The sequence below is a fragment of the Bradyrhizobium sp. T-12 genome (assembly GCF_058314695.1).
Map to the genome: position 1 here is coordinate 5,058,603 of NZ_CM177756.1, position 23,492 is coordinate 5,082,094.

General features: G+C 65.0%; 22 protein-coding genes. 5 read left to right on the top strand and 17 right to left on the bottom strand.

Annotated features, from left to right (window positions below):
- Positions 1-34 precede the first annotated feature (34 nt).
- Entirely contained in the window at positions 35-394 is a 360-nt protein-coding gene (locus AC0WRY_RS24175) for a hypothetical protein (protein WP_211419776.1), read from the bottom strand.
- A 149-nt stretch (positions 395-543) separates the two neighbouring features.
- Here AC0WRY_RS24175 and AC0WRY_RS24180 point away from each other — a divergent pair, with 149 nt between their 5' ends.
- Positions 544-927, top strand: a complete 384-nt coding sequence (locus tag AC0WRY_RS24180; protein WP_491121302.1) for a VOC family protein — start codon at positions 544-546, stop codon at positions 925-927.
- Here AC0WRY_RS24180 and AC0WRY_RS24185 read toward each other — a convergent pair.
- Positions 924-1,367, bottom strand: coding sequence for an RbsD/FucU family protein (locus AC0WRY_RS24185; RefSeq protein ID WP_211419778.1), 444 nt, complete (start codon positions 1,365-1,367; stop codon positions 924-926). The two genes, AC0WRY_RS24180 and AC0WRY_RS24185, sit on opposite strands and share 4 nt — an antisense overlap.
- 159 nt (positions 1,368-1,526) lie before the next feature.
- On the opposite strand from AC0WRY_RS24185, the gene AC0WRY_RS24190 reads away from it, so the two are divergent.
- Positions 1,527-3,329 (top strand): caspase family protein, encoded by a 1,803-nt coding sequence (locus tag AC0WRY_RS24190; RefSeq protein ID WP_491121304.1) that lies wholly within the window; start codon positions 1,527-1,529, stop codon positions 3,327-3,329.
- Positions 3,330-3,439: 110 nt separating this feature from the next.
- On the opposite strand, the gene AC0WRY_RS24195 is transcribed toward AC0WRY_RS24190, so the two are convergent.
- From AC0WRY_RS24195 to thiD, 4 genes are all read right to left on the bottom strand, one after another.
- Positions 3,440-4,423: a threonine/serine dehydratase family protein gene (locus AC0WRY_RS24195; protein WP_259214336.1), complete on the bottom strand. Its 984-nt coding sequence runs from the start codon at positions 4,421-4,423 to the stop codon at positions 3,440-3,442.
- Positions 4,424-4,486: 63 nt separating this feature from the next.
- Positions 4,487-5,530 (bottom strand): glycosyltransferase family 4 protein, encoded by a 1,044-nt coding sequence (locus AC0WRY_RS24200; RefSeq protein WP_313754660.1) that lies wholly within the window; start codon positions 5,528-5,530, stop codon positions 4,487-4,489.
- A gap of 13 nt (positions 5,531-5,543) precedes the next feature.
- A complete protein-coding gene (locus tag AC0WRY_RS24205; RefSeq protein ID WP_194403304.1) occupies positions 5,544-6,356 on the bottom strand; it encodes a UDP-2,3-diacylglucosamine diphosphatase in 813 nt (270 codons plus the stop codon).
- Between the two features lie 345 nt (positions 6,357-6,701).
- Entirely contained in the window at positions 6,702-7,502 is an 801-nt protein-coding gene (thiD, locus tag AC0WRY_RS24210; protein WP_259214345.1) for a bifunctional hydroxymethylpyrimidine kinase/phosphomethylpyrimidine kinase, read from the bottom strand.
- Positions 7,503-7,829: 327 nt separating this feature from the next.
- On the opposite strand from thiD, the gene AC0WRY_RS24215 reads away from it, so the two are divergent.
- Positions 7,830-9,773 (top strand): PAS domain S-box protein, encoded by a 1,944-nt coding sequence (locus AC0WRY_RS24215; RefSeq protein WP_491121308.1) that lies wholly within the window; start codon positions 7,830-7,832, stop codon positions 9,771-9,773.
- A gap of 96 nt (positions 9,774-9,869) precedes the next feature.
- A complete protein-coding gene (locus tag AC0WRY_RS24220) occupies positions 9,870-10,115 on the top strand; it encodes an Lrp/AsnC ligand binding domain-containing protein (protein ID WP_018317369.1) in 246 nt (81 codons plus the stop codon).
- 9 nt (positions 10,116-10,124) lie between these two features.
- Here the strand turns inward: AC0WRY_RS24220 and AC0WRY_RS24225 are convergent, their stop codons facing one another.
- Positions 10,125-11,063, bottom strand: coding sequence for a c-type cytochrome (locus tag AC0WRY_RS24225; protein WP_491121311.1), 939 nt, complete (start codon positions 11,061-11,063; stop codon positions 10,125-10,127).
- A 154-nt stretch (positions 11,064-11,217) separates the two neighbouring features.
- Between AC0WRY_RS24225 and AC0WRY_RS24230 the strand changes: the two genes are divergently transcribed.
- A complete protein-coding gene (locus AC0WRY_RS24230; RefSeq protein WP_259214353.1) occupies positions 11,218-11,634 on the top strand; it encodes a CHRD domain-containing protein in 417 nt (138 codons plus the stop codon).
- Positions 11,635-11,707: 73 nt separating this feature from the next.
- On the opposite strand, the gene AC0WRY_RS24235 is transcribed toward AC0WRY_RS24230, so the two are convergent.
- From AC0WRY_RS24235 to AC0WRY_RS24280, 10 genes are all read right to left on the bottom strand, one after another.
- Positions 11,708-12,991 (bottom strand): cystathionine gamma-synthase family protein, encoded by a 1,284-nt coding sequence (locus tag AC0WRY_RS24235; protein ID WP_211419786.1) that lies wholly within the window; start codon positions 12,989-12,991, stop codon positions 11,708-11,710.
- A 299-nt stretch (positions 12,992-13,290) separates the two neighbouring features.
- Entirely contained in the window at positions 13,291-13,737 is a 447-nt protein-coding gene (locus AC0WRY_RS24240; RefSeq protein WP_285807102.1) for a c-type cytochrome, read from the bottom strand.
- A gap of 148 nt (positions 13,738-13,885) precedes the next feature.
- Positions 13,886-16,195: a xanthine dehydrogenase family protein molybdopterin-binding subunit gene (locus tag AC0WRY_RS24245; RefSeq protein ID WP_491121315.1), complete on the bottom strand. Its 2,310-nt coding sequence runs from the start codon at positions 16,193-16,195 to the stop codon at positions 13,886-13,888.
- A gap of 210 nt (positions 16,196-16,405) precedes the next feature.
- On the bottom strand, positions 16,406-16,705 hold the full coding sequence (locus tag AC0WRY_RS24250; RefSeq protein WP_313754654.1) for a putative quinol monooxygenase: 300 nt from the start codon (positions 16,703-16,705) through the stop codon (positions 16,406-16,408).
- Positions 16,706-16,868: 163 nt separating this feature from the next.
- On the bottom strand, positions 16,869-17,393 hold the full coding sequence (locus AC0WRY_RS24255) for a GNAT family N-acetyltransferase (protein ID WP_491121317.1): 525 nt from the start codon (positions 17,391-17,393) through the stop codon (positions 16,869-16,871).
- 52 nt (positions 17,394-17,445) lie between these two features.
- Entirely contained in the window at positions 17,446-17,718 is a 273-nt protein-coding gene (locus tag AC0WRY_RS24260; protein ID WP_491121319.1) for a YjiS-like domain-containing protein, read from the bottom strand.
- A 257-nt stretch (positions 17,719-17,975) separates the two neighbouring features.
- The gene (gene murJ, locus AC0WRY_RS24265) at positions 17,976-19,502 is read right to left on the bottom strand and encodes a murein biosynthesis integral membrane protein MurJ (RefSeq protein ID WP_491121321.1); all 1,527 of its coding nucleotides are present in this window, start codon (positions 19,500-19,502) and stop codon (positions 17,976-17,978) included.
- A 185-nt stretch (positions 19,503-19,687) separates the two neighbouring features.
- On the bottom strand, positions 19,688-20,839 hold the full coding sequence (locus tag AC0WRY_RS24270) for a DegT/DnrJ/EryC1/StrS family aminotransferase (protein WP_491121323.1): 1,152 nt from the start codon (positions 20,837-20,839) through the stop codon (positions 19,688-19,690).
- A 51-nt stretch (positions 20,840-20,890) separates the two neighbouring features.
- Positions 20,891-21,895 (bottom strand): Gfo/Idh/MocA family protein, encoded by a 1,005-nt coding sequence (locus AC0WRY_RS24275; RefSeq protein ID WP_194403316.1) that lies wholly within the window; start codon positions 21,893-21,895, stop codon positions 20,891-20,893.
- A gap of 181 nt (positions 21,896-22,076) precedes the next feature.
- Positions 22,077-23,489 carry a mannose-1-phosphate guanylyltransferase/mannose-6-phosphate isomerase gene (locus AC0WRY_RS24280; RefSeq protein WP_491121325.1) on the bottom strand — a complete coding sequence of 471 codons (1,413 nt, stop codon included), beginning with the start codon at positions 23,487-23,489 and terminating at the stop codon, positions 22,077-22,079.
- Between the last annotated feature and the right edge of the window lie 3 nt (positions 23,490-23,492).

A 23,492-nucleotide genomic window follows, 5' to 3' on the forward strand; every position in this document is an offset into this window, starting at 1 on the left:
CATCGTCATTGCGAGCGTAGCGAGGGTTACTTAATCACCCGCAATTCCACACCGCCCCGATCGGCGTGCGCGTCCAGCACGGGCCGAAGCTGCCGCCATTGTAGCGGCCGCCGTTGAAGCCGGGGCGGCCGAAATAGTGCCACTCGCCGTCCCAGCGGTAATATTGCGGAACCGGATCGATGTACCAGTGACGCCGATCAGCGCGCGACATTCGGCGCATCGCGTCCTTCTGCTTGTAGAGCGGAATGCTGTTGCTCAAGGGCTGGCGATAGCCCGGCAGGAAGCCGTAGCCCTGCCAGGCCTGCTTTGGGCGCTTTTGCGTTGACGCAGCGGACGCGACGACCGGCAGTAGCGACAGGACGATGGCAACAAATAGACACATAAGGCGAGACATGGCGCGAACATAGACAGTCAGGTGCAAGCGCGCCATTCAAATTCGAGTGCGGGACGTTTCGCCGCTTCTGCCGATCAGCCGCTGCGGATAGACTTGCAACGCGCAGCGTGAACGCTGTGCGGACAGCTTGAATGTTCCGGAGTGACCGAATGCCTGAGAGCCCGCACGTCGGCGCATTTGCGATCGTTCCGAGCAACGATCTTCCCGCTGCGACTCCCTTCTGGGAACGTCTCGGCTTCGCGCGCATGGGCGGCGATGCCGGTTACGTCATCATGAGGGGCTGGAATTGCGAGGTGCATCTCACGCAAGCCGGCGACGGCCCGTGGCGCGTGCCGGAACACAATCCCTTCGGCGTGTTCATTCGCACGCCCGATGTCGAGGCCATTGCCGCGCGCGTGGACGATCTCATCATCCGGCCCGGCGGCGTGCTGCGTCACCGTGAATGGGGCATGTATGAGGTCGGCATCAACGGCCCCGACGGTCTCCTCGTCCGCATCGGCTGGCCCTCGGAGCTGATGCGCCAAGCCGGCTAGCTGATCACGCCCTTCCTGATCAGGAAGCAGCCGTAACCCCTGCTGTCGCCGACCTGCACGACGCCGAAGCCCGCCGCCGCCGCGCGATAGAAGTCCGCCCGTGAGAGCTTGCCGGGAGCTATGGCGCCGCCGCTGGCGCGTTCGATCTCGGCCAGCACCGCGCGCTGCACGTCGGGCACGCGATCGGGATCGTCGACCGGCAGCATCACGCGCACCGGATCTGGATCGAAATCATCGAGCGGATAGAGCGACATGATGGCGCGGACGGCCGTCTCCATCGTCATGCCCGGGAGCTGGATCAGGCGCTGCGACGATGTCGAGCGGGCGATGTGCGTGGCCGGGTGGTTGGCATCGACGACCACGAGATCGTCGCCGTGGCCCATGGAAGCCAGCAGCCAGAGCAGGTCGGGCGTCAGGATCGGATCGATCGATTTCAGCATGTGACGGCGGTTCCTCTTAGCGATCGTTTAGCAGGTTCCAAGCGTGATTCAGATCACGGAGGCCATCATGGTGACTGGGATCACGGACCTCAAGCTCGAACGCGGTCAGGCTTCGTCGCAACCAATCTCGTATCGAGATCAGTGCCAAAGGAGCACGCCATGTTCCGCCTAAAGCCTCTGCTGATGACAGCCAGCCTTGTGGGAAGCCTGTTCGGCTTCGCCTGCGGCCCTGTTTCCGCGCAAGTTGCCCCGGTCGAGCCGGCCCCCACCGCGCTGCAGGGCCCGGAGCAGCGGGTTGCCCTGGTGATCGGCAATTCGAACTACCAGAACGCCCCGCAGCTGCAAAACCCCGACAATGATGCGCAGTCCATGGCGCAGTTCCTGAACTCCGCCGGCTTCGAGGTGGTTGCCGCAACCGACCTGACCCAGAACGACATGCTGCGCGTGGTGCAGGACTTCTCCGCAAAAGTCTCCGCGCGCGGCCCGAACACCGTGGCGATGGTCTACTACGCCGGCCACGGCGTGCAGCTCGCCGGCGAGAACTATCTCGTTCCCGTCGATGCGAAGGTGTCCAACCCTACTGAGCTCGTCAACAATTCGGTGCGCCTCGTCGACGTGATGTCGACGCTGGAGACGATCCCGAGCCGCATGCGCATCGTCATCCTCGATGCCTGCCGCAACAACCCGTTCCCGACCGTCAATGATGCCGGCCGCGGCCTTGCCATCGTCGATGCGCCGAACGGATCGATCGTCGGCTACTCGACCGCGCCGGGCGCCGAAGCGCTCGACGGCACCGGTGGCCACAGCCCGTACACGCAGGCCTTCCTGAACGTCGCGCGCGAGCCCAACGTGCCGATCGAGCAGCTGTTCAAGCGCGTCCGCCTGCAGGTGAACCAGACCACGAGCGGCGCGCAGATCCCGTGGGAGAGCTCCTCGCTCACCTCGGACTTCACCTTCTTCGGTGACACCGTGGTTGCCGCCAACCGCGCGCCGGTCAAAGCGCCCGTCGTGCAGATGGCCGCCAACCTGCCGAGCCGCTCGACGCGCCAGGCCTATGACTACGTCGTGTCCGAGGGCCGGCCGGAATATTATCAGGAGTTCATCCAGATGTATCCGCACGACCCGCTGTGCGACCACGTCCGCTGGCTGCTCAACAACATCCTGCTCTCGCAGGCCTGGCATAAGGCGGTGCTCGTGAACTCGCCGCTCGGCTACAAGAGCTTCTACGACAGCTACGGCAACAGCCCCTATGCGCAGATGGCGCTGAAGCTGCAGGTGCAGCCGAAGCAGATCCCCCTGATGCAGGCGACCAAGTTCCTGGCTCCGCAGAACATTGCCCCGACCTTCAAGATCGGCAATCTCGGCCAGCCCAAATACATGCCGCTGCAGCAGGGTAATGGTGGTGGCCAGAGCAATGGCAACCTGCCCATCGTGCAGAAGCCGGTCGATGGAAATGTCATCGGCAAGCCCGGCAATGGCGGCCAGATCGTCAACCTGCCGGCGGGCAACAACAACCAGCCGAACCAGCAGAACGGCACGCCGACGCAGACCCCGGGCAAGATCGTCACCATGCCTGCGCCGACCAACACGCCCAACAATGGCGGTACCGGCAAAATCGTCACCTTGCCTGCGACCAACAACAAGCCGGACGTCGGCAACGTCAACGGCAACATCAACGGCAAGCCCGGCAAGATCGTGAGCATGCCGGTGAATGTCGGCAAGGGCGGCACGAATGTCGAGACCAAGCCGGTCGTTCAGACCCAGAACAACCCGATCCGCGTCAACAACGGTGTGAAGATCAACAACACTCCGGTGAACAAGGTGCAGGTGCAGAACAACAACCGCCCGCAGTTCAATGCGACCAACCGCATGGTCAACAACGGTGGCAACAATTTCCGCCAGTCAATGAACCAGGCCCCGAGCATGGGCGGCGGCAACAACCACCGCGGTTTCATGCGCTGATCGCCGCAGGCGAGACGACAAAGGGGCAGAGCGCAAGCTCTGCCCCTTCTTCGTGTCGGCTCTTGGAGGTCGTCATTCCGGGTTCGCGCTCACGCGCCCCGGAATGACGACTAAGCCACCAGCTCGGCAAACAGATCCGCGTCGACATTGCCGCCCGAGAGCACGATGACGACGTTCTTGCCGGCGACGTCGAGGCGGCCGGCGAGCAGTGCGGCAAGACCGACGGCGCCGCCGGGCTCGACCACCAGCTTCAGCTCGCGATAGGCGAACGCGACGGCAGCGCCGACTTCCTTGTCCGACGCCGTGACGCCACGCGCGAGCAGCTTGCTGTTGATCGCAAAGGTCATCTCGCCGGGGATCAGCGCCATCAGCGCATCGCAAATGGTGCGCCCTGCGGGGCCATGCGGCTCGCGATGGCCTGCGGTCAGCGAAATGCCGTGATCGTCGAACGCCTCGGGCTCGGCCACCACGATCTCGGCTTGGGGATAGCGCGCCTTCACGGCCGTCGCGACGCCCGCGATCAGGCCGCCGCCGGAGGCCGGCGCCACCACGATGTCAGGGCTGAGGCCGAGAGCCGCCATGTCCTCGGCGATCTCGCGGCCGGCAGTGCCCTGCCCTGCGATCACGAAGGGATCGTCATAAGGCCTGACCAGCGTCGCGCCGCGCTTCTCGGCGATGCCGCGCGAGATCGCCTCGCGGTCGTCCTTGTCGCGATCATAGAGCACGACTTCGGCGCCGTAGGACTTGGTGCGCTCGCGCTTGGACAGCGGCGCATCCGCGGGCATCACGATGGTCGCCTGCATGTCGAGGATTTTTGCCGCCGCCGCCACGCCCTGGGCGTGGTTGCCGGAGGAGAACGCGACGACACCGCCGGCGCGCTTGTCCTGCGGGATCGAGAACACCTTGTTGAAGGCGCCGCGGAACTTGAAGGAGCCGGTGCGCTGGAGCATCTCCGGCTTCAAAAACACTTTCGCACCAACGCGCTCGTTGAGCACCGGAAAGGACAGCAGCGGGGTGCGGATGGCGTAAGGCGCGATCACACGCGCGGCGGCATCGATGTCGGCAGGGCCGATCGGGAGAAGCTGTTCGGTCATGGCTGACCTTATCGCGGCCATCGAGCCGCGGGCAAGACACCTCCGCGCGAGGAAATCTTCCCCTTAGGCGACGAAACGCGGCTGTTCCGCACCGTTCCGGCCCGGCAGCACAGCCCCTACCGCCCGGATACTGTCGACAAAGGCCCTCGCCGAGGCTTCCCAGGTGTAATTGGCGGCGAATTCGACACAGTCCTGCCGGGAGACATCGAGCGCCGCGAAGCAGGCGCTGCGCAGGTCGTGATCGAGCGCGCCGACCGGAGCGTCGCCGATCACGTCGCGGGGTCCCTTCACCGGGAAGGCTGCGACCGGCAGGCCGCTCGCCAGCGCCTCCAGCAGGACCAGGCCGAACGTGTCGGTCTTGCTCGGGAAGACGAACACATCGGCGGCCGCATAGATCTCCGCCAGGGCCTCGCCGTGCTTCTCGCCGAGGAAGATCGCATCGGGATAGGCCTCTTCCAGCGCGGCGCGGGCCGGGCCGTCGCCGACGATCACCTTGGTGCCGGGCAGATCGAGCTCGAGGAACGCTTCGAGATTCTTCTCCACCGCGACGCGGCCGACCGACAGGAACACCGGTGCCGGCAGGCAGAGGTCGATGGCGCGCGGATGGAACACATGGGTGTCGACGCCGCGGGGCCACAGCACGACATTATCGAAGCCGCGCTCGGTCAGCTCGCGGGCGAGCGCCGGCGTTGCCGCCATCACGGCGCGGCTGGGGGCATGGAAACGGCGCAGCGCGCGCCAGATCAGCGAGCCCGGCACCGGCACGCGGGCGCGGACATATTCGGGAAAGCGGGTGTGGAAGCTGGTCGTGAACGGCAGCCTGCGCTGGCGGCAATAGCGGCGGACCATCAGGCCGATCGGCCCCTCCGTCGCAATGTGGATGCTGTCCGGCCGCGCCTCCTCGATCAGCTTTGCAATCCGTGCCGGGCGCGGCATGGCCAGCCGCACGTCGCGATAGCTCGGCATCGCAAAGGTGCGGAACGATTGCGGCGTCAGGAACGTGAACTGGACGCCGAGCGCCTCCGCGGCGTCAGCGAGTTTGGTCAGCGTCCGAACCACACCATTGACTTGCGGGTGCCAGGCGTCGGTCGCGACCAGGATGCGCATCAGGCGACCTCTGTCATGCAGCTCTGGCTGCAACCTGGGGGACGTCTGCCGGCTTCTGCAGATGATCCGCCCAAGTGATGATCTCGAAATGACCGTCGTCATGCTCGACGAGCGCCGTGCAGCTCTCGACCCAGTCGCCGCAATTCATGTAGCGAATGCCGCCCTCGTCGCGGATCACGGCGTAGTGGATGTGGCCGCAGATCACGCCGTCGGCATCGTGACGCCGCGCCTCGGCGGCGAGCGCCTGCTCGAACGCGCCGATATAATTCACCGCGTTCTTGACCTTCTGCTTGGCCCATTGCGACAGCGACCAATAGGGCACCTTGAACAGGCGGCGGAAGAAGTTGACGAAGCGATTCATCTGGATCGCGAAATCGTAGGCCTTGTCGCCGAGATGGGCGAGCCATCGCGCGTTCTGCACCACGAGATCGAAGATGTCGCCGTGGATGACGAGGTAGCGCTTGCCGTCGGCGCCGGTGTGGACGGTGTTCTCGACCACGTCGATGCCGCCGAAATGCGTGCCGTAATAATTGCGCAGGAACTCGTCGTGATTGCCGGGGATGTAGATGACCTTGGCGCCCTTGCGCGCCTTGCGCAAAAGCTTCTGGACGAGGTCGTTGTGGGATTGCGGCCAGTGCCAGCTCGATTTCAGCGCCCAGCCGTCGACGATGTCACCGACCAGATAGATCGTGTCGGCATCGTGGTAGCGCAGGAAGTCGAGCAGAAGATCGGCTTGAGAACCGCGGGCTCCGAGATGAACGTCGGAGATGAACAACGTGCGAAAGCGCCGCTCCGGGCTCTCGTCACTCACATCGTAACTTCCCATGCGCCAGCCTGTAACAATGTCCCGTGACAGGGGGATGACCGATTGAACTTTTGAGGCACCTTCAGATACGAATCACGCCTTGCCTCGCCCTCCCCGCGAATATCAGTCGCATGCGACAATCAGGCGACATGGCGCCGCAGGGGGACTCAGAGATCAGATTGCCGTTGGAAGCCCCTAGTTAAGTGCGCTCCCTCCCCGCTTGCGGGAGAGGGTGTTTCCCCTAGTGGGATTTACCAAGAGGAGGGAGCTCTCACCCGCGGCGGAGCCTGTCATCGGGGCGCGCCTTCGGCGCGACCCGTTGGGCGCGACCTCTCCCGCAACCGGGAGAGGTTCAGCAAGCCCACCTCAGTAGAATCCGTGGAAATGATGGACCGGCCCATGGCCGTGGCCGACGCTGAAGCGGTCGGCGGCGGCGATCGCGGCGCTGATCCAGGTCTTGGCGTTGCGGACGGCGGTTTCCAGATCCTCGCCCTTGGCAAGCCCCGCCGCGACCGCCGAGGATAGCGAGCAGCCGGTGCCATGGGTGTTGCGGGTGGCGACGCGCGGTGCGGCGAGCGCGATCGTTGCTTCGCCCCTGACGAGATAGTCGATGCTCTCGGCGCCCTCGCCGTGCCCGCCCTTGATCAGGACCGCACGGCAGCCGAGCGCCAGCAGGCGCCGTCCCTGGCTTTCGATCTCCGCTTCGCTTGCCGCGACCGGCTCGTCGAGCAGGGCCGCGGCTTCCGGCAGGTTTGGCGTGATCACCGACGCCAACGGCATCAGTTTCGTGCGCAGCGCATCGACGGCTTCCGCGGCGAGCAGCCGGTCCCCTGACGTCGCGACCATCACGGGATCGAGCACGACATGCCCCGGCGACCAGCGCGACAGCGCGGCCGCGATCGCATCGATGCTGGCGGCCTGGGCCACCATGCCGATCTTCACCGCGCCGACGTCGAGATCAGAGAACACCGCATCGATCTGCTCGGTGACGAACGCCGCCGGCACGGCGTGGATGCCGGTGACGCCGCGCGTGTTTTGCGCGGTCAAGGCCGTGATGACAGACGCGCCGTAGACGCCGAGCGCGGCAAAGGTCTTCAGGTCAGCCTGGATCCCGGCGCCGCCGCCCGAGTCGGAACCCGCGATGGTGAGTGCGACCGGGGTCGTCATCGCCGGACACATTTGCTGGATGGTGACACCGCCATGGCCTGTCCTAGCGCGACCGTGGAACACCGGCAAGCGCCGGCCGCGGCCGGCCGTGATTCGCGGCGCGCCGGCGGGTATGGGGGCCTCGGCGCCGCAATCGTGCGGCATGGAAATGCGCCCGCGGCGAACCCTTGGTATAGTCTCGAACTGCTTCGCCGATGCGTGAGACGTCAATGGTGGAACTGTCCGGCGACACCGATGTCGCGGGTCGCCCTGGCCCGCAAGCCGTCCGGAACGGAATCTTTGGGTGGAACGATGTGGGCCTTTTTTGAACGTCTCCTCGACTCGTCCATGCTTTCGCCGCACGGCATCTGCCTGTTGTGGGAACCCGAGCTGATCTGGCTTCACGTCGTGGCCGACGCCTGCATCGCCGCCGCCTATTTTTCGATTCCCTTTGCCCTGGCCATTCTGGTCACCAAGCGGCGCGACCTCAAATTCGGCTGGGTCTACTGGGCTTTTGCGATCTTCATCATGGCGTGCGGCCTGACCCATGTGCTGTCGATCTACACGCTGTGGGTCCCGATCTACGGCATCGAGGGCATCGTCAAGGCGGCGACCGCGGTGGCATCCGTGGTCACGGCGGGCGCGCTGTGGCCGCTGCTGCCGAAGATCCTGACGATCCCCTCGCCGTTCGAGCTGCGCCAGGTCCAGGCCGCGCTCGAGGAGGAGGAGATCAAGAGCCGCGACGCCACGCTGCTGCTCCAGCAGGTCAGCGACGCGCAGCGTGCGATGCGCGAGAGCGTGACGCGCCTCACCGCCATCGTCGAGACCGCGGTCGACGGCGTCATCCTGTTCGACGCGCAGGACCGTGTCCTGCTGTTCAATCCGGCCTGCGAGCGCTTGTTCGGGTACTCCGCCGACGAGGTGATGGGCCGGAACGTCACGATGCTGATGCCCGAGGCCGGCGCTGCGCCCGACGGCCAGGCGAGGCAATTCGCGACCGCCGGCGAAGCCACCGGCCTGCGCAAGGACGGATCGACCTTCCCGATGGACGTGTCGGTCGGCCAGGCGCGGCAGGACGGCGAATTGATCTTCGTCGGCATCGTCCACGATTTGACCGCGCGCAAACTGACCGAGCGGCAGCTGCAGCAGGCGCAGAAGATGGAGACGGTCGGCCAGCTCTCCGGCGGCATCGCTCACGACTTCAACAATCTCCTGACCGTCATCATCGGCAACGCCGAGCATCTGAGCGAGCAGCTCAAGGCGAGGCCCGACCTGCGGCGCTTTGCCGACGACATCTCCCAGTCGGGCGAGCGCGGTGCCGAGCTGACGCAGCGCCTGCTTGCGTTCAGCCGCCGCCAGCTGCTGCAGCCCCAGACGATCGACTGCCGTGGCCTGCTCGAATCCATGTTCAAGCTGCTCAAGCGCACCTTGCGCGAAGACATCGAGATCAAGACGGCCTCCCGGCCCGGCACGATCCTGGCCTTCGCAGATCGCGCCCAGCTCGAATCCGCCGTGCTGAACCTTGCGCTCAACGCGCAGGATGCGATGCCGGCCGGCGGTCACCTGACCCTGAGCACGGAGTTGACTGCGCTCGACGACGACTATCGCACCGCTCACCCCGAAGTCGCATCCGGGGCCTATGCGTTGATCTCGATCAGCGACGACGGCGAAGGCATGACGCCGGAGGTCACCCAGCGCGCCTTCGAGCCGTTCTTCACGACCAAGGAGGTCGGCAAGGGCTCCGGTCTCGGCCTCAGCATGGTCTATGGCTTCGCCAAGCAATCGGGCGGCCATGTCTCGATCTACAGCGAGAAAGGCCTTGGGACGACGGTCCGGATCTACCTGCCGCGCGCGGACACCGGTCAATCACAGACCGACCTGTCCGACGGCGAGGACGCGGCGCCGCGCGGATACGAGACCATCCTGATCGCAGAGGACGATCCGTTCGTCCGCTCCTCCGTCATTCGCAGGGTGGAGGCGCTCGGATATCGCGTCGTCGCCGCGGTCAACGGCAAGGAGGCGTTGCAGCAGCTGCGCACCGACCCCAGCATCGACATGCTGTTCACCGACATCGTGATGCCCGGCGGCATGAGCGGCTGGGAGCTCGCCGATCAGGCGCGGCGGATTCGCCCCTCGCTGCCGGTCCTGTTCACCTCGGGCTACGCGCTGGAGACCCTGGTCGAGCAAGGCCGCGCGCATGCGCAGGCCATCGTGCTGACCAAGCCCTATCGCAAGGTCGAGCTCGCCCAGCGGCTCAGGGACGCCTTCGCCGCGGCGGCCGTGGCCTCTTAAAGCTTCGGGCCGGCATCTGGCGGCCGGCAAGTCCGCTTGCTAAACCATGCCGGTTTTGGCCTATTAGCCGCCAGATACGCTTTCGGAGTGCCCGCGATGGTTCCTTTTTTCGTCCAGATCAAATGCAAGCTCGGCCAGTCCTACACGGTGGCCAATGCGCTTGCCGAAGCCGAGATCGCCTCCGAGATCTACTCCACGGCCGGCCAATACGACCTTCTCGTGAAGTTCTACGTCGACAAGGACACCGACATCGGCCATTTCGTCAACGAGAAGGTGCAGGTGCTGCCGGGCATCCAGGACACCCTCACCATCATCACCTTCAAGGCGTTTGGCGCCAGCTAGGGCGCGCAGTTAGCCGGCGTCCTTGCCGGCTTCCTTGCGCTTCGGCCGCGGCGGGCCCTCCACAGGCGGCAGCGATTTGAGATAGTCCGCCATCGCCGCAATGTCTTCCTCGGGCAATTGCGAGGTGTTCTTGATCACGCGCGTCATCGCGCCGCCGACGCTGTCGCCGTCGGGCAATTCGCCGTTCTTGAGGAAATAGGCGATATCTTTCACGCTCCACTCGCCGAGGCGCTTCTGGGTGATGTTGGGCACCCAGCCCTCGCCTTCCGGATTGGGCCCGCCGGCAAAGCGCTGGCCCGCGATGATGCCGCCCAGCGCGTTGCGCGGGCTGTGGCATTCGGCGCAATGGCCAAAGCTGTTGACGAGATAGGCGCCGCGATTGAATTGCGGTGACTTGCCGGCGTCGGCGATGAGCGGCTTGTCGTCCAGGAACAGGAATTTCCAGATGCCGACATTGCGCCGGATGTTGAACGGAAAACGCATGTCATGATCGCGCACCTTGCCGGTCACGGGCGGCAGCGTCTTCAGATAGGCAAAGAGATCGAGCACGTCCTCGCGCCTGGCGTGTTGGTAGGAGGTGTAGGGAAAGGCGGGAAAATAGTGCTGCCCGCCCGGCGAGACGCCGTGCATCACCGCGTTGACGAAGTCGGTGTCCGTCCATTTGCCGATGCCGTCGTTCAGATCGGGCGAGATGTTCGGCGCGTAGAACGTTCCGAACGGCGACTTGATCGCGACGCCGCCGCCGAGCCTGCCACGATCGGGCTGGTCCGGCGTCGCATGGCAGGACGCGCAGCCCCCGGCGTTGAACATCACCTCGCCATTGGCAAGGTTTGCCGCATGGGCCGGCGCATGGCCCGCGGCCGCCACCTTTGGCGCGCTGAGCCACCAATAGACCCCCGCGGCAATGACCGCGGCGAGCAGGCCTGCGAGAATTGTTCGTTGCAACATGCCCATCCATTCACTCGTCGCGGCAACTTATGACCGATGTCGTCGCGGCTCCAACCACGAAGAATTTAGCCCGCCCTGGCCGGAAACGGGAATAAACTGAAATGCCGGCTGTTGGAAGTTTGGCAGCCCGAATGGGTTCAGCAGGGAGAGTGTCATGAACAAGACCGTCATTGCCGCCTTAGCGCTCGGTGCCATCAGCTTCGCCGGCCCGGCCAGCGCCGAAAAGCTCAAAGCAACGCTCGACGGCAAGTCCGAGGTGCCGGCAACCACCAGCAGCGGCACCGGAACAGCGGACCTGAACTATGATGCCGCCAGCAAGAAGCTGTCCTGGACCGTCACCTATTCTGGCCTCTCCGGCCCCGCCACCGCCGCCCATTTCCACGGACCTGCCGAGGCCGGCAAGAACGCCGGCGTGGCGATCGCGATTCCGAATGCGACCGCCAGCCCCGTGAAGGGCGAAGCGACGCTCACCGACGCGCAGGCTGCCGATCTGCTCGGCGGCAAGCTCTACGTCAACATCCACACCGCGGCGAATCCCGGTGGCGAGATCCGCGGTCAGGTGACGAAGTAAGCCTCAAGGTTGCTTCGTTGCACGAAGGCCGGGCGCAGGAGGGGGCGCCCGGCCTTTTCGATTCCGTTGCACTCTAGGCCGCGTTCAGCGCCTGCGCGAGATCGGCGATCAGGTCCGAGGGGTTCTCGATGCCGATCGACAGCCGGATCGTGGAATCCAGCACGCCGATCTTGCGGCGGATGTCGGCGGGAACGCCGGAATGCGTCATCGTCGCGGGCAGGCTCGCGAGCGACTCGGTGCCGCCGAGGCTCACCGCCAGCTTGAGGATCTGCAGCGCGTTGAGGAATTTCACGGCGGCCTCCTTGCCGCCGACGATGTCGAACGAGAAGGTCGACCCCGCACCCAGGCATTGCCGCGCGAACACCCGCCCGGCCGGCGAGGATTCCTCGTGGTGGCCGAGGTAGTGGACCTTGGCGACCTTGGGATGATCGCGCAGATAATCCGCCACGAGCCGCGCATTGTCGTTGGCCTTCTCCATGCGCAGGCTCAGCGTCTCGAGCGAGCGGTTGATCATCCAGCAGGAATGTGGATCGAGCTGGGTGCCGATGGCGCCGCGCAGCGCCTTGATGCCTTTCATGATCGCCTTCGAGCCCATCGCGGCCCCCGCGATCAGGTCGGAGTGACCGCCGACATATTTGGTCAGCGAATACAGCGACAGGTCCGCGCCGTGCTCGATCGGCCGCTGAAACACCGGCCCGAGCAGCGTGTTGTCGCAGGCGATGATCGGCGTGTGTCCCTGCGCCTTTCCGATGGCATCGGCGATGCGGCGGATCATGGCGACATCGACCAGGCCGTTGGTCGGGTTGGCTGGGGTCTCGATCAGGATCATCGAGACGCGGCCCTTGGCCATCGCCTCTTCCGAGGCCTGCTTGACGGTGGCTTCGTCAATCCCGTCGGCGAAGCCGACGGCGCCGATCGACAGACGCGCCAGTGTGTTGGTCAGCAGCGTTTCGGTCCCGCCATAGAGCGGCTGCGAGTGCAGGATGACGTCGCCGGGGCGGACGAAAGCCAGGATCGTGGTCGAGATCGCCGCCATGCCGGACGAGAACAGCGCGCAGCTCTCGGTGCGCTCGTAGATCGAGAGCCTGTCCTCGACGATCTCGCTGTTGGGATGATTGAAGCGCGAATAGACCAGCCCCGCGCCCATGCCTTCCGGCGGCTCGCGCCGGCCGGCGACGAAGTCGAAAAAGTCCTGCCCGTCATCGGCCGTCTTGAATACGAAGGTGGAGGTCAGGAACACCGGCGGCTTGATGGCGCCTTCCGACAGCTGCGGATCATAGCCGTAGGTCAGCATCAGCGTTTCAGGGTGCAGCATGTGATTGCCGATGTGCGTCTTCGACGGAAACGGTTTGACCATGGCCTGACTCGCTTTGATTGAGATCCTCGCCGCGCGCTGGAACTCCTGATGTCATGAGGCAGTCGAAAAAGACGAGCCGACTCACATCAACGCCACGGCCGCTGCTGCAAACATAACCGCTCGGACGGCGATCCGTCAGACCTTGCAAACGGAAAAAGGGCGGCTGCTTTCGCAACCGCCCTTCATCATTCAAATTGAATCTGTAGCCCGGATGGGCGAAGCGACATCCGGGACAGACTATGAGCTTGGCTGGAAGCCCCGGATATCGCCTCGCCCATCCGGTCTACGAAAGTACCGCCTCAGCTGTTCTTCACGCGGTAAGTCTCGTGGCAGCCGCCACATTCCTTGCCGATGGCAGGCATGTTCGCCTTGAGCGAGTCCAGATCCTTGATCTTGCCCTTGGCCTCGCCGACGACCTTGGCGAAGCTTGCGATCTTCGCGTCGAAGCCGGCCTTGTCCTCCCAGACCTTCGGCGAGGTCGAGTAGTCGCCGTCGAGCTTGGCGCCTTTGGCGCTGGCCGGAAACAGGGTCGGCAGCTTCTTGGCGGTATCCTCGAACTGCGCCAGCGCGCTGTCCACCGTGGCCTGGTCGTAAGGCTTCTCGCCCTTGACCATCGCCGACATCGCGCCGGCATTCTTGCCGTTGCCCTTCATGAGCATCTGAGCTTCCTTGGCGGAATCCTGTTGCGCCCAGACGGCACCCATCCCGAGCAGCAGCGCGCCCCCGACAACCAACATTCGCTTCATTCGCAAAATCCCTTTCCCTGATGCAGGATCGTGCCGACCCCTGAATGGGCCAACACCGATTGGCAGATTTCATTCCAGCCGGAGTGCGACGATAAATCGTCGCACTCCGGCTGATGGGTTAAGCAAACGCGCGCGCGTCTGCCTGGTATTACAGGCTGTGACGGCGATGGTGTTCGCTGATCGCGATCCATACCCGCTCCGGGGTCGCCGGCATGTCGATGTGGTCGATCTTGTATTCGCGCCAGAGCCCATCGACGATGGCGTTGACGACGGCCGGACAGGAGCCGATCGCGCCGGCTTCGCCCGCCCCCTTCACGCCCATCGGATTGGTCTTGCAGGGGACGTTGGCCGTCTCGAACACGAAGGCGGGACCATCCGCCGCCCGGGGCAGCGCGTAGTCCATGTAGGTCGCGGTGATGAGCTGGCCGTCGGTTGCGCCATAGACCACCTGCTCCATCAGGGCCTGGCCGATGCCCTGCATGGCTCCGCCATGGACCTGGCCGGCCAGCAGCAGCGGATTGAGCGTCTTGCCGAAATCATCGACGATCACGTAGTTGACGATTTTGATGATGCCGGTGGCCGGATCGATCTCGACCTCCGCGACATGGGTGCCGTTGGGATAGGTGCCGTCGGCACTGGCAAAGGTCGCGCTGCCGTTCAGCTTCGAGGGATCGACGCCGGGCCGCTTGGCGAGATCGGCGAACGAGATCGAACGGTCGGTGCCGGCGATGCGCACCACGCCTTCGGAAATCTCGAGGTCGCCGGCGCCCGCCTCCAGCGCCTGCGCCGCGATCTCCTTGAGCTTTTGCCCAAGCTCCCGCGTCGCACGCTCGACGCTGACGCCGCCGGAGGGGATCGAGGCCGAGCCGCCGGTGCCGAGGCCGGTGGCAATCTCGTCGGTGTCGCCCTGGCGGACGTGGACCCGTTCCGGCGCGACGCCGAACTGCTCGGCGACGATCTGGGCATAGGCGGTCTGGTGGCCCTGCCCGCTCGACTGCGTGCCGATCAGCACGGTGACGTCGCCGTTGGGATCGAGGCGGACATTGGCCGTCTCCTCACCCATCACGCCGCAAATCTCGACATAGCTCGCAAGCCCAATGCCGCGGATCAAGCCGCCCTTCTTGGCCGCCTTGGCGCGCTTTGGAAATTCCTTCCACTCGGCGATCTCCATCGCGCGCTTGAGATGCGCGGCGAAGTCGCCGGAATCATAGACCTTGCCCGTGGCCGTCTTGTACGGCAGTGCCTTCGGCGGGATGAAATTCTTGCGGCGGATGGCATCCGGCGTCATGTCGAGTTTGCGCGCGCAGGCATCGACGAGGCGCTCGATGACATAGGCCGCCTCGGGCCGGCCTGCGCCGCGATAGGCGTCCACCGGCACGCTGTGGGTGAAGATGGTGCGCACCCGGCAATGGAAGGCCTGGATGTCGTAGAGCCCCGGCAGCATGCCGGCACCACCGTGCGGAATGTAGGGCCCGAAGGTCGACAGATACGCGCCCATGTCGCCCATGAGGTCGCAATCCATCGCGAGGAACTTGCCGTCCTCGGCCAGCGCCATCTTGGCGGTGGTGACGTTGTCGCGGCCCTGCGCGTCGCCCACGAAATGCTCGGTGCGGTCTGCCGCCCATTTCACCGTCTTCTTGAGCTTCTTGGCCGCAACCGCCATCAGGGCGTATTCGCGATACGGAAACAATTTCGTGCCGAAGCCGCCGCCGACGTCGGGGCAGATCACCCGCATCTTGTCGGTGGGGATGTTGAGCACGTTCTGGCACAGGATGTCGCGCAGGCGATGGCTGCCCTGGCTGCCGATCGTCAGCGTCAGATGGTCGCGCTTGGAATCGTATTCACAGACCGCGGCGCGCGTCTCCATGAAGCTCGCGACCACGCGCGGATTGACGATGGAGATTTCGGCGACCGCATGCGCCTTGGCGAAGGCAGCTTCGGTCGCCGCCTTGTCGCCGATCGAGACGTCGAACAGCACGTTACCGGCCTTGTCGGGCCAGACTTGGGGTGCGCCCTTCTTCACGGCGTTGACGACACCGGTGACCGCCGGCAGCGGCGACCATTTGACCTCGATCGCCTCGATCGCGTCGCGGGCCTGGTCGATGGTCTCGGCGACCACGAAGGCGATGGAATCGCCGACATGGCGAACCTCGTCCTTGGCGAGGATCGGGTAAGGCGGGCCGGTGAACGGATCGGTCTCGAGATTGAACAGGCACGGCAGATTGCCGAGATCGGCGACGTCATCCGCGGTCAAAATCAGCGCAACGCCGGGCATGCCGCGGGCACGGCTTGCATCGATGGTGTATTTGGCATGCGCGTGCGGCGAGCGCAGCATCAGGCAGCGCAGCGCGGCCTGCGGCGCGTAATCGTCGGTATAGCGGCCCTTGCCGCGGATGAGCGCGTCATCCTCCTTGCGCAGCACGCTTTGGCCAACGCCGAACTTGATGGGAGCCGCCATTTTATCTTCCCGTTCTCATGGTTGTTTTGCGGGCATATTGCCGTGGAAAAACCGGCAAGGCAAATGGGTTTAGGTGGGCTTGATCGCAGGCCGAGATCGATGTCCTCACCTCTCGCGGATCGCGAGGCCTCGCCTGGCGTGCTACCCGGGTCCGCACATATGGGATGCTGCGCCGATAACGATATCGTGTCGCGTCCCAATCTGCGCGCTTCAAAGCCCGGCCATCCTAGCAGCCTCGTAGATCTCGATGGTCGTCGCCTCCGACACGAGCGACTGCAGCGCACGGACAAAGTCGCGCGAGGCCGGAACCGCGAAGTGCGCACGCAGCGCCGCGCGATCGGCCCACTGCTCGACGAATACGAACTTGAGGGGATTCTCGCAATCGACATGCACCGCATGCGAGATGCAACCGGGCTCGGCGCGCGAGCGTTGGACGTGTTCCAGGCTTAGTCTCCGGACCTCATCGATCGAGTCCAGCCTTGCGATTGCGCTGCCGGTCACCAGGATCATGTCACCTTCCCCCTCCGCTCAGTGGAATGTCCCATGGACTCGGTCGGGGAGTCCAGCCGAGCGGCAGGGACCACGACAGACGCTTTCGAGGCGACGGTCTCGACGCCGAGACACGCATTGCGCCGCCGTACCAGGATTCCCGATGGGCCAAACCAGGCCGGCGCTATTGGCTGAACGTCCTGACCATGAGGTATTTGTCATACGTGACGTCGCTTACACGGACGGCTCGGGGATCCGTACCGTATACTCCGAACCCGTTGCGCTTGTAGGTCTTGATCGCAGCGGTCGCTTCGAGCAGGACCTCGAGATGCACCTGTTCGACACATGCCTCGGCATGAGCAAGAAGCTCTTTGATGAGCCGATCGCCGACGCCTCGACCTCGGCCGCCCTCCCTCACGTAAACCGTGAAGATGTGGCCCCTGTGCCGCGATCGCCGATCTGGCGACACGTAGAAGCCTGCTATCCCGATCAGATTTCCGCGCTCAAAAGCGCCAAGGATCACTCCACTCAGCCAACGTCGATAGGCCGCGAGCGTCGCCTCGCCGCCCTCGTCCTCTTCACGAGAGCCAAAGGTTTGAGGGTGTGTCCGAAGCGCCTCCGCGCGAATGTCGTGAAAGTGGTCGAGATCATCGACCGTCAATCGTCGGATGTCCACGTCCGCAGGGGCACGCGCAGCATGCGATGCCATGGTCACCTCCTCTTCTTTGTCGACAGCGAAGGTCGCCGGGGGTTGGTGGTCGTCACATCCCACCACGGCCCCACAGGGTCCTCGCATTGTCTCTCAACCTGTCGATGGCGCGTTCAGGCGCGAGGCTATCGATCTCACCGCGCGTCAGGCCGATATCCATCAGCTCCCTGTCGCCGAGATCGTGCAAGGCGACCTGGGCGCGCGGCCGCCCCTCCTGAAACGCAAGCCAATATCGCCTGAGCAAGCTCAGGACGATGGAAAGATCGAAGCGAAGTCTCGCGGCGTCGGGCTCCGAGGCTGTGATGTTCGTCTGTTGGGGTGGCATCGGATGCTCCTGCTGTTGAGCCGGCAGGGAGCGTGGCCATAAAAAAGGCCCCGTCCGATGCCGGCGGGGCCTGGTGGAAAAGATGTCGTCGAATTCCTAGCGCACGACTCCTCCCACGGCCCAGCCGAAGCGGGTCATGTGGTTGCGGTTGACGATGCGCGAGCGTTTGGTCATGCACCGCACATATCACGGCGATCGCACCAAATCAAGAGATGTGCAGATGCTGTTTGCATCCTGGAGGCGAGCGCACTGCTCGCCTAGCCGCGCACCAGCGACACCAGCCAGCTGCGGCCGAACAGCGCAAGGATCGCGAGCGCATAGACGATGGTGCCGCCGGCGGCGAGCAACACCAGCGTCACCTCGTCACGGAAATGCATCGAGCCTAACGAGGGACCGCTGAAGCGCGCGATCAGCCAGAACGCCATCGCGAGGATGATGCCAATCAGCAGGAATTTGCCGAGCGACATCAGCCAGGCTCGGTCCAGCACGAGGAAACCGCGCTGCACGGCGAAGAACAGCACCAGCAACAGATTGGTCCAGACGCCGACGGCGGTGGCGAGCGCAAGGCCGATCTGGGCGAGCGATCCCATCAAGGCGACTTTGAGGGCAACGTTGACGGCGATGCCGGTCAGGGATGCCCGCACCGGCGTCGCGGTGTCCTTGCGCGCATAGAAGGTCGCGACCGCGCTACGGATCAGCACGAAGGGGATCAGGCCGATCGCATAAGCCGCGAGCGTGCCGCCCGCGGCGACCGCATCGGCCTTGGAGAATGCGCCGCGGGCGAACAGCGCGCGCATGATCTCGTCAGGCACGGTAAGGAAGGCCGCGACGAACGGGATCGAGAACAGCAGCGTGAAATCGAAGGCGCGGCGCTGCGCCTTCATCGCGCCGTCGAGGTCGTTGGCCGTGATCCGCCGCGACATCTCCGGCAGCAGCACGGTGCCGATGGCGATGCCGATCACGCCGATCGGAAGCTGGTTGAGCCGGTCGGCATAGTACAGCGCCGACAGCGCGCCCGCGGGCAGGAAAGTCGCGATGATGGTGTCGGCGAACAGCGCGACCTGGGTGCCCATGGAGCCCAGTGTCGCAGGTCCCAGCGCTTTGAAAAAGCCGCGGACGTCTTCGTCGAGCTTCAATGGCGCAAAGCGCGGCAGGCCGCCATGACGGGCGAGATCGCCGGCAAGCAGGAAATATTGCAGGAAGCCCGAGATCAGGACGCCCCAGGCGGCGGCGTGGCCTGCGGTCGGAAACCAGACCGCAACCGCCAGCGTCATCATCATCGCGACGTTGAGGAAGATCGACGCCGCCGCTGCGCTGGCAAAGCGCTGCATCACGTTGAGCATGCCGCCATAGAGCGTCACCAGCGTGATCAGGAGCAGATAGGGAAAGGTGATCCGGGTCAGTTCGATCGCGAGCCTGCGCTGCTCGGCGTCCTCGGAAAAGCCTGGCGCCAGGATGCTCATGGCCTGCGGCATGAACAGCCAGGCGACGAGCAGCAGCACCACCTGCGAGGCCAGCAGCAACGTAAAGATACGGTCGGCGAACAAATGTGCCGCCGCCTCCCCCTTCTCGCCATGGACATGGGCATAGGCCGGCACCCAGGCGGCGTTGAAGGCGCCCTCGGCGAAGATCGCGCGGAAATGATTGGGCAGCCGCAGCGCCACGAAGAAGGCATCGGCCACCGGGCCGGCGCCGAGGATCGCCGCGAGCATGATGTCGCGGGCAAATCCCGTCAGCCGCGAGAGCAGCGTGTAACCACCGACCGTGAAGATGCGTCCGAGCATGCGTCTGTTTTAGAGCATGGCGCGATTAGGTCTAGGTGGAAGCGGCCACAGAAGTCGATTGCAGCGACGATGCCCGTTGCTGTGCCCTCTCCCCTTGTGGGAGAGGGCAGCGCCGAGGGTAGACGCAAGCTCAATCGCCGCTACGCGGCGATCCACCCTCTCCCACAAGGGGAGAGGGAAAGAAATCAGCCCGCCAGCGCGCCGCGCACGGCGGCGATCACGCGTTCCTGGTCGGCTTCGGTCAGATAGGCGTGCATCGGCAGGCTGATGACGTCTTGCGACAGGCTCTCGCAACCCGGAAGGCCGCCCTCGGCGACCGGATACTGCTTGTAGGCGGTCTGCTGGTGCATCGACTTGCCGTAATAGATCGCGGTCGGCACGCCCTGGGCCTTCAGCGCGGCAGCGAAGCCGTCGCGGTCGGTACCTTTGGGCAGGCGGATCGTGTACTGCGCCCAGACCGAGGTGTTGCCGGGCGCGAGGCGCGGCACGGTGACGACGTTGGAGAGGCCACGCGCGTAGCGCTCCGCAACCTTGTTGCGGGCGGCGATCTCGTCGTCGAAGATCTTCAGCTTCTCGATCAGGACCGCGGCCTGCATGGTGTCGAGCCGGCCGGTCAGGCCGAGGCGGACGTTGTCGTATTTGTCGACGCCCTGCCCGTGCACGCGGATGCTGCGCAGGGTCGCGGCGAGCTCGTCGTCATCGGTGAAGATCGCGCCGCCGTCGCCGAAGCAGCCGAGCGGCTTGGCCGGGAAGAAGCTGGTCGCGGTGGCGAGGCCGAAGGTGCCGAGCTTGCGGCCCTTGTAGCTGGCGCCAAAGCCTTGCGCTGCGTCATCGAGCACGAACAGGCCCTCGGCCCTGGCGATCTCGGCGATGGCGTCGTGATCGGCGGGCTGGCCGAACAGGTCGACCGGAATCACCGCCACCGGCTTGAGCCCGGCCTTGCGCGCGGTCGCGATGCCGCGCTTGAGCGATTCCGGGCTCATGTTGAAGGTGGTCTCGTCGACATCGACGTAGACGGGCGTAGCCCCAGTCCGCGCTACCGGCGAGGCCGTTGCGATGAAGGTGAAGGACGGACACAGCACGGCATCGCCGGGCCCGACATTCTTCGCCATCATCACCATCAGAATGGCGTCGGTGCCGCTGGCGCAGCCGATCACGTGCTTGGCGCCGCTATAGGCTGCGAGCTGCTTCTCGAGCTCGAACACCTCAGGGCCGTTGACGAACTGGCAATGGTCCATCACGCGCTTGACGGCCTCATCGAGCGAGGCGCCGAGCCGGCGGCGCTGCGAGGCAACGTCGATGAAGGGAATGGGTTCGGAACGCAGATGCTGGTTCATTGTCTGGTTCTTGGCGCCTTGCTGGTGTTGAGCAGTCGACATGGAAAGGGATCAGCCGGCGACGCGGCGCGGCCCCTTGAGGGCGGACGATTTGGCCGCGGGCCGCGACGGCGTCTCCAGGCACTGGGTCGCGATCTCGAGGCTGGCGACACCCTCGTCCCCGGTGACCGCCGGCGTCTCGCCGTTACGCACCGCCTTGAGGAACGCGATCAGCTCGGCGCGCAGGGGCTCGTCATGGCCGACCGGCAGATGCCGCATCGAATAGCTGCCGTCAGGCTTGAAGCCGAAGCATTCGGTGACCTGGCGCGTCAGGAGATCGCCCATCACGTATTTGCCGCGGGTCGCGACCGTGACGCTGCGCGCCTTGAACGGCGTCAGCCAGTTGGTGTTGATGTGGGCGAGCACGCCGCTCTCGGTGCGGAACTGCAAGAGCGCGATGTCCTCGCGCTCGGCAACCGCGCTCGACAATTGCGGCTGCACCTCGACGATATCGGATTCGGTGAACCAGCGGATCAGATCGATGTCGTGCACGGCAAGGTCGATGACGACGCCGACATTGGACATGCGCGGCGGGAACGGACCGACGCGGGTGATGGCGATGGAGAGAATGTCCTCGCCCGCGATCGCCTGCTTGACGGCGGCCACGGCCGGATTGAAGCGCTCGACATGACCGACCATCAGCGTCACGCCGGCCTTCTGCGCGGCGGTGACGATCTCGCGGCCCTCTTGGACGGTGGAGGCGATCGGCTTCTCGACCAGGACATGGATGTTCTTGGCGATGCAGGCGAGCGCGACCTCGTGATGCAGATGGGTCGGCGCAGCGATGGTGACGGCGTCGACGCCGGCCGCGAACAATTCGTCGAGCGTCTCGAAGCTCGGGCAATTGGCAAGTTCCGTCGCGCGGCTGCGATGCGCCGGCGAAGGATCGACGACGCCGACGAGGCTGACGCCGGGCAGTCCGCTGAGCACGCGCGCATGGTTGCTGCCCATCACGCCCGCGCCAATGACGCCGACGCGCAAGCCGGCCTTGGCCGGTGCAGATCCTTTGGAACTCATCTGAGCAAACCCCGATTCAACGCAAATCCCCGGCGCGCTTCTAGCACGGACGCCACATTTGTGGCGAATGCCGCCCTCGCGGCCCGGACACGATTTGATTCAAAAAGTTACACGTTCCCCGGGCCTTAGGCCGAAAAATGTCGCCTGTTTGGCCCGGGTCTCGTGATTCGGAGTTTGCTGGTTACGACCTTTGGTAGTCGTCTTCAATCCGGATGATGTCGTCTTCCCCGAGATAGGAGCCGGTCTGGACCTCGATCAGTTCCAGCATGATTTTACCGGGGTTCTCCATGCGGTGGACGGCGCCCATCGGGATGTAGATCGACTCGTTCTCGTGCACCATCTTCACGGTGTCGTCGACCGTCACCTGCGCGGTGCCGCGGACCACGATCCAGTGCTCGGCCCGATGATGGTGCTTCTGCAGCGACAGCCGCCCGCCCGGCTTCACCACGATGCGCTTGACCTGGTGGCGCTCGCCATTGTCGACGGACTGGTAGCTGCCCCAGGGACGATGCACCTTGAGATGCTCCTCGGTGACCTTCGGCGCGACCGCCTTCAGCTTGGTGACGAGACGCTTCAGGCCGTTGGCATCCTTCTGGCGCGAGACCAGAACCGCATCCGCGGTTGCGACCACGACGAGATCATCGACGCCTTCGAGCGCGACCAGCGCCTGGTCGGTCGTGACGTTGCAGTTGCGGGAATCCTCGAACACCGCGGCACCGTGCGCCGCATTGCCCTGCGCGTCCTTCGCGGACAATTCCCACACCGCATGCCAGGAGCCGACGTCCGACCAGCCGCACGACACCGGCACCACAGCGGCGCGCGAAGTCTTCTCCATCACGGCATAGTCGATCGAGATCGCCTTCGCCGCGCCGAACGCCTCGGGCTCCAGCGTGACGAAGCCGAGATCGCGGCCGGCATTGTTGACCGCGTTGCTGACCGCCTCGACGCTTGCCGCATCGACCTTGCGATATTCGTCGAGCAGCACACTCGCCGGGAACATGAAGTTGCCGCTATTCCAGAGATAGCCCGAATTGACGTAGTCGGAGGCCTTCACCGCGTCCGGCTTCTCGACGAAGCGCGCGACCGCATGCACCTCGCCGGAGATCACCTCGCCAGGATTGATGTAGCCATATTCGGTCGCCGGCCGCTCCGGCTTGACGCCGAAGGTGACGATGCGTCCGGTGCTCGCGGCGGTAAGCCCCTCGCGGCAGGCGGCAACGAAAGCGGCATTGTCCTGCACCACGTGATCGGCGGCGAGCGCGAGCACGATGGCCTCACTGGCGCGGTTCTGCGCGAACACCGCGCCGGCTGCGATCGCCGGCCCTGAATCCCGCCGCATCGGCTCGAGGATCACGTCGGCCTCGACGCCGATCTCGGCGAGCTGCTCCAGCACCATGAAGCGATAGGACGCGTTGGTGATGACGATCGGCCGGTCGAACAGGGAGGGATCGGAGACGCGCAGCAGCGTGTCCTGGAAGGTCGAGCGCGTGCCGAACAGGGGAAGGAACTGCTTGGGCCGCACCTCGCGCGACGCCGGCCACAGCCGCGTGCCGGCACCGCCGCACATGATCAGGGGGATTATGCGTTTGTCCATCGT